Genomic DNA, 3,429 nt, shown 5'->3' on the forward strand with positions numbered 1-3,429 from the left:
TGTAAAGTTTTCTGGCGAATTCAATTATACCTTATCTTCATGCTGTTTGTTTTTCATACCACAAAGATCAACACGCCCTAATAGAGACGGCTAAGTAAGCCGTCTCTATTAAAATTTAAATAGCTGATTTTTGCTCTGTTATCCAATCGTTTATTACATCTTCTAGCACTTCCATAGGGAGTGACCCTTGGCCGATTACGGTGTCGTGAAAGCTGCGTATATCAAACTTAGCACCTAGCTCTTTTTCGGCTTTTGCACGTAGTTCGCGTATTTTTATTTCGCCCATTTTGTAAGAGAGCGCTTGGCCTGGCCATGAAATATAACGATCTATTTGATCCTCGACCGCGCTTTGTGGCAAAGCAGTGTGATCTGCCAAGTAGTCAATTGCCTTTTGGCGGCTCCAGCCAAATGCATGAATACCGGTATCAACAACGAGTCTCACGGCACGCCACATTTCGTAACCTAAACGACCAAAGTCGCTGTATGGGTCTTGATAAAAGCCGGCTTCTTTACCTAAACGTTCGGTGTAAAGTGCCCAGCCTTCACCAAATGCTGAATGGCTAAGTGTGCGTCTAAATTCGGGTACATCTAACTCCATTGCAATAGCGTTTTGTAAATGGTGCCCTGGTATTGCCTCGTGCAGGCTTAGCGCTTCTAAATTATACAAAGGTTGCAATTTAGGTGTTGAGGCTAAAAAGTAAGTGCCAGGGGAGCGGTTATCAGCAGGTGGCATATAAAACGCGCCGCGACTCGCTGAGCCTTTTATAGTAAAGGTATTACGTGGTAAATGATTAAAATAGGTTGGTAACTTGCCATACATTTTTTGCGTAATAAAGGCTGTTTTTTCAAGCAGGTCTTGCGCGTCTGTTGCGTAAAATTGCTCGTCGGTTGCTAAAAATTCTAAAAAATCGCTGTAAGAGCCATCAAAGCCTACTTTATCAATGATGTTTTGCATTTGTGTTTTTATACGTGCCACTTCTTTTAAGCCAAGCTCGTGTATTTGCTTTGGTGTGGCATTGGTTGTGGTGTAGTAATTAACTGTATATTTGTAATACTCAAGCCCGCCTTTAACGCTTGAAATACCCGGCTGCGCTCTACAGTTAGGCATGTAATCGTTTTCAAAAAAGTCGTAAAAGTGTTGATAAGCCGGAACTACTTTTGAGCTAATTAAGGCTTTTGCTTTGTTTTGGTATGTTGCCTTTTGCTCTGCTGTAAATGTATTTGGTATGCGTGTAAAGGGCTCGTATAAGGCGCTGTTTTCAGGTTGCTTAACAATATGAGCGTTAATACTCTGGCTGTAATTTTCAAATGTTTTGCAGTAGTGCGTGTAACCCTTTTCAATACCTTCTTTCATCAAGTTAATGTTTTCTTGATTAAAGCGAGGGTAGTCGGCAAGGCTTACTAAAAATGCGTTGTAATCATCAGGCGTTAAAAACGCCATATTAGCCGGTGCTTCGGCAAAGTAAGTATGCCAGCCACTTAAAAAGTTAACTTGAAAATACTTATCTTGAAAAAGGTAGCTTTGCTGCTCTGTTTCTCGCTCATATTTAAATAAACGATAGTTCATTAGCTGCTCGCTATTGAGCGTTTTAGGGTCAATACTAGCTAAGTTTTTTAACACACTGTTGTTGTAAGCTTGGCGCTTCGCAATGGCTTGCTCGGTCCAATGTGGCAATGTACCACTGGGTTTCCAGCCGTCTGGATCGGTACGAAAGAATATTTTTTCGGCTTTTGCATTTTGCCAATGGTTATCAATAATCGTTTTTAAATCAGTGTTACTGTCGGCTAGGCTTGGTAGTGGTGCAACAGCTAAACAAATAGCTAAAATACTTTTTTTAAACATAGTCATCCGTTATTGGCGAGTTAGTCGCGCTTTTTTATTTTAATTTGTGCTCAATATAGTACCAAGTTAACTTAATCAATGCGCTTACTTTTATAACTTGTGCCTCTAGGCTTTACTTTTTGATTGAACAAATTTCACTTCATAACTGATTGGGGCACTAGTTTATTGTTTTATCAGCGTTTAGAATGATAAAAACTAATTATAATAAAGGTCGTCATGTTTAATAAAGTAATAACGCTGATTGATGAAGCGAATAACCAAGACCCAAATACTGAGCAACACAATGGAGAAAGTTTTCCAAAAGAGTATTTATACTCACAGCGTATGAGCGAAATGCTAACTCGCTTTAAACCTGATGCCGATGAACTCATGCAAATTGCAGTGCGTGCACAGCATATTCAGCGTTGGAAGTCGCCACGTAGCGATTTTGAAATGAATAAACAGGGTTATCATCAATGGCGCAGTGCCCTTTATATTTTTCATGCGTCACTAGTCGTTGAATTAATGAAACAAGCTGGGTTTAGCGATACAGACCAAAACCGTGTTTATAACGCTGTTGCTAAAAAAGATATTAAGCGCAATCTAGACAGCCAATTAGTAGAAGATGTAGCAAGTTTGGTGTTTATTGAGCATTACATGCTTGGGTTTGCCAATGCAAAACCAGATTATAATGAAGAAAAATGGATGGGTATCATTCGCCGTACATGGCAAAAAATGTCTGATGAAGCGCATGAGTTTGTACTTACAGGTAATATTACTCTACCGGCGCCGCTTGTTGGGCTTATTCACAAAGCACTTGAATAAATAATAAAAATATAAAATAAAAAGGAATTTTAAATGTATTGTCCTCGTAGCGATACGCCACTTGAACCTTTACTTGTTGGCGGGATCACTGTTTACACCTCAGCGCAAGGTGGCGTGTTTTTTGATAACAGCCAAATATTTAAATTTAGCTCTCCAGAGCTAAAGCATAGCCAAGTATTGCTAAAACATTTGAGTAATTATAGTGAGACTGAATACGATGTATCGCTACGAGTTAATTGCCCAAAGTGCAAAAACATTGTGATGATGCGCAGGTATTTTTCGCCAGTAAAGGCCGTCGAAATAGACGAATGCCCAGGTTGTGCAGGAATATGGCTTGATAGTGGCGAGCTGGCAAAAATACACGAAAACCATTTAACACCCCGAGAGCGTAAGCTGTTAGCCCACGAAATGGCAACCAATCATGGTTTTATAACTATTAAGCCGCCAAAATCAAAGTATTATCCTAAAGCGCCTACAAATTTTCAAGGCATCACAGTTGAACGGCTGGTGCAATTGGCATTACTTAATTTTGAGTAATAAAAAACGGCGTACTAATAAGTACGCCGTTTTTTGTTTGCCCAGCGAAGCTGGCAAACCCGATAGGCTGAAAGATGCCTTATCACCCTGACTAAGGGGAAGATAATCTGAATGGCAAGGGCGTCACTGGCCAACGGTGGGGTCTGAAGGAAGCCATAAGAAGTTAGAGGTACACAACTAACCGTAACCTGTTTCGGCAGTATTGGTGGGTCAGCGTGCAAAATAGCGCAACGCCCTATACTTAG

At 40.3% G+C, this 3,429-nt stretch carries 3 protein-coding genes; 2 read left to right on the forward strand and 1 reads right to left on the reverse strand.

The annotated features are described in order from the left end of the window. Positions 1 to 115 precede the first annotated feature (115 nt). Positions 116 to 1,843 (reverse strand): DUF885 domain-containing protein, encoded by a 1,728-nt coding sequence (locus L655_RS0115440; protein WP_024605507.1) that lies wholly within the window; start codon positions 1,841 to 1,843, stop codon positions 116 to 118. Between the two features lie 216 nt (positions 1,844 to 2,059). Between L655_RS0115440 and L655_RS0115445 the strand changes: the two genes are divergently transcribed. Together L655_RS0115445 and L655_RS0115450 are read left to right on the forward strand one after the other, a co-directional pair. Then, complete coding sequence (locus L655_RS0115445; RefSeq protein ID WP_024605508.1) at positions 2,060 to 2,647, forward strand: DUF4202 domain-containing protein; 588 nt, start codon at positions 2,060 to 2,062, stop codon at positions 2,645 to 2,647. A gap of 33 nt (positions 2,648 to 2,680) precedes the next feature. Then, entirely contained in the window at positions 2,681 to 3,184 is a 504-nt protein-coding gene (locus tag L655_RS0115450) for a zf-TFIIB domain-containing protein (protein WP_024605509.1), read from the forward strand. The last annotated feature ends 245 nt before the right edge of the window (positions 3,185 to 3,429 follow it).

Origin of the sequence: Pseudoalteromonas sp. TAE79, assembly GCF_000498015.1 — a bacterium.
Lineage (GTDB): Bacteria > Pseudomonadota > Gammaproteobacteria > Enterobacterales > Alteromonadaceae > Pseudoalteromonas.

Coding starts and splice junctions, on each gene's coding strand:
- L655_RS0115440 (WP_024605507.1), bottom strand. CDS start 1,843: ATGTTTAAAAAAAGTATTTTAGCTATTTGTTTAGCTGTTGCACCACTA.
- L655_RS0115445 (WP_024605508.1), top strand. CDS start 2,060: ATGTTTAATAAAGTAATAACGCTGATTGATGAAGCGAATAACCAAGAC.
- L655_RS0115450 (WP_024605509.1), top strand. CDS start 2,681: ATGTATTGTCCTCGTAGCGATACGCCACTTGAACCTTTACTTGTTGGC.